Annotated in this window: 3 protein-coding genes; 2 read left to right on the top strand and 1 reads right to left on the bottom strand. The window is 69.6% G+C overall.

The features are described 5' to 3' along the window. A partial coding sequence (locus ACZ4FV_RS51925; RefSeq protein WP_465328424.1) for a carbohydrate ABC transporter permease occupies positions 1–719 on the bottom strand: 719 nt, incomplete at its 3' end. A gap of 395 nt (positions 720–1,114) precedes the next feature. On the opposite strand from ACZ4FV_RS51925, the gene ACZ4FV_RS51920 reads away from it, so the two are divergent. Continuing rightward, positions 1,115–2,104 (top strand): LacI family DNA-binding transcriptional regulator, encoded by a 990-nt coding sequence (locus ACZ4FV_RS51920; RefSeq protein ID WP_395873753.1) that lies wholly within the window; start codon positions 1,115–1,117, stop codon positions 2,102–2,104. 389 nt (positions 2,105–2,493) lie between these two features. After that, the coding region (locus tag ACZ4FV_RS51915) for a beta-galactosidase (protein ID WP_465328422.1) at positions 2,494–2,840 on the top strand (347 nt) is incomplete at its 3' end.

Below are 2,840 nucleotides of genomic sequence, written 5' to 3'. Positions count from 1 at the left end.
ATGCTCGGCTCGTTGAACAATTGAAAGCTGCCGATCACGGAGAACGTGGTGGCCAGCAGCAACGCCGGCTTCAGCGCCGGGAGTTTGATGCTCCACGCGGTACGGAACACGCCCGCGCCGTCCATCTCGGCGGCCTCGTACAACTCTTCGGGAATCGCCCGCAGGGCCGCGTACAGGATCATCATGTTGTAGCCGACGTAGGACCAGGTCACCACGTTGCCGATGGACGCGAGCATCCAGTCCGGACTCAGCAGATCGGGCAGCTCCGTGCCGAGCAGGTCACCCACCTCGGCGGCCAAGCCGAACCGGTCGCCGTATATGTAGCCCCACATCAGTGCCGCGACCACGCCCGGCACCGCATACGGAACGAAGATGCCGACCCGGAACAGGCTCGCGCCGCGCAGCCGGCCGCTGTCGATGGCCAACGCCGCCAGCAGAGACAGGGTCAGCATCAGCGGTACCTGGATCGCGAAGAACAGCGCGACCCGGGCCAGTCCGGCCGAGAACAGGTGGTCGCTCAGCGCCTTCGAGTAGTTGTCGAAGCCGACGAAGACCGTACCCCCGATCATCAGGTCCTCGTACAGACTCAGCCGGAACGCGTAGGCCAGCGGGGCGGCCACGCCGATGCCGAAGACCACCAGGAACGGAAAGAAGAAGGCGTGGCCGGTGAGGTTACGCCGCAGGGCGCCGCGTTTCACCGCATGCCCTGTCGGCGGCATGGGGTCGGGTCGACTCTCACGGAAGGTCCTCCGGAACACTCGGGGATTTCGAGAACGGCGGACGCGCGGGTGTTCACCACCGACCCCGAATGTTTGCGCCAACATCGCGGCGCGTTTCGAGAGTGTTCCGTCAGCCTCAACGGCTGTCAATAGGCATCCCTCGGACGTTCGTGCGGGAATTTTCCCGCAGGAATGTCGCTTTTGACGACCCCCGGCAATCCTTCGCGATCGTTCACGACACGCTGTTGACCCGACATCATGTTCGCGCGAACATGAGCGCATCCGCCGCCCGGCGCGGACGGTGTGAATGAAAGGATCGGGGCATGGCGAAGGACGGAGAGTCGGCGAAGCCCGGATCGGGCGGGTCGTCCGCGACGCGTACCCGACCCCCGTCCATGGCCGACGTCGCCGAGATGGCCGGGGTCTCCAGCCAGACCGTCTCGCGCGTCGCGAACAACCGCAGCAACGTCGACGAGGCGACGCGCGAACGCGTGCTCGCCGCGATGCGGATGCTCGGCTACCGACCCAACACGGCCGCCCGGGCACTGGCCACCGGCAAGTTCCGGATGCTCGGCGTGATCAGCTTCGGCCTCAACGCCTACGGCAACGCGCGCACCCTCGAAGCCATAGTCGCCGCCGCGCAGGACGCGGACTACTCGGTGAACGTGGTCAGCGTGCGCGCGCAGACCGAGAGCGCCGTACGCGACGCCTTCGATCGGCTGACCATGCAGGCCGTGGACGGCATCATCCTGATCGAGGCGCAGATCCTCGACACTCCCGCGCTACGCCTGCCCTCCGGCCTGCCGGTCGTGGTGGTCGACGGTGAGGAGAGCCGCCGACATCCGGGCGTGGACACCAATCAGGCCGAGGGCGCCCGATTGGCCACCACACATCTGCTCGACCTGGGCCATCCCACGGTCTGGCATGTGTCCGGCCCGCAGGATTCGTACGCCGCCCGCCGGCGTGCCGAATCCTGGCACCGCACGCTCAAGGCGGCCGGCGCGCCCGTGCCGCCGCTGCTGTACGGCGACTGGACCGCCGCCGGCGGCTACGCGGCCGGCCTCGAACTGGCCGCGAACCCGGAGGTGTCCGCCGTGTTCGCGGGCAACGACCAGATGGCGCTGGGCATCGTGCGAGCCCTGCACGAGGCGGGGCGTCCGGTGCCGGGCGAGGTCAGCGTGGTGGGCTTCGACGATCTCGCCGAGTCGGCCTGGTTCCTGCCCTCGCTCACCACCGTCCACCAGGACTTCGAAGAGGTCGGTCGGCAGTGCGTGGCGCTGCTGTTCGACCAGTTCCGCACCGGTCACGCCACCGTCCACGGCGCCACGCCGGTCGCCCCGACCCTGATCGTCCGGGACAGCACCTCGGCGCCGCCCACTCCCTGACGAACGATCACGGCCCCTCGCACGCCCTGACGAGCCGTCACGACCGAACGCACCTCTGACGAACCGTCACGGCCCTCCGCTGGACCGTCACGGCCACTCCCACTCCCCGACGACACGTCGCGCCCACTCCCGGCCGACGGGTTCACGCGGCCTCCCCGCATCGCCCGCCGCCCCCTGGCTGCCGCCCGCCGCTCGCTGCCACTCCCGGTACGACGAAAGCCCGAGTAGACGCGGTACGGCACGCCCCGAACCGAACCGGCGGCGCCGAACGACGCACGCCCTCCGCACCCCTCCCGCGAACCCATTCGTCCTCACCGCCCCGAAGTGACCCGAAGGAGAAGTGGCGCCGGCCCGAGAGAACTTCGGCCCCGGCGTGCCACAACCCACCGATGAACGACACCACACACCGCCCCGCCGGCCGCGTGGCCGCGCTGCGCGCGCGCCTGGGCGGCATCGGCTTCGGCGCCGACTACAACCCGGACCAGTGGCCCGAGGCCACCCGCGCCGAGGACCTGGCGCTGATGGCCCGGGCCGGCGTCACCGTGGTCAACCTCGCGATCTTCGGCTGGGCCCGGGTGGAACCGGCGCGCGACGCCTACGACTTCGGCTACTTCGACCGCGTCATGGACGACCTCGCCGCGCACGGCATCACCGCCGATCTGGCCACGATGACCGCCGCACCACCGCCGTGGCTGATCACCGAACACCCCGAGGTGCTGCCGGTGACCGCCGACGG

This window comes from Embleya sp. NPDC025285, from assembly GCF_055558835.1.
This window is presented reverse-complemented; position numbering and strand designations above follow the sequence as displayed.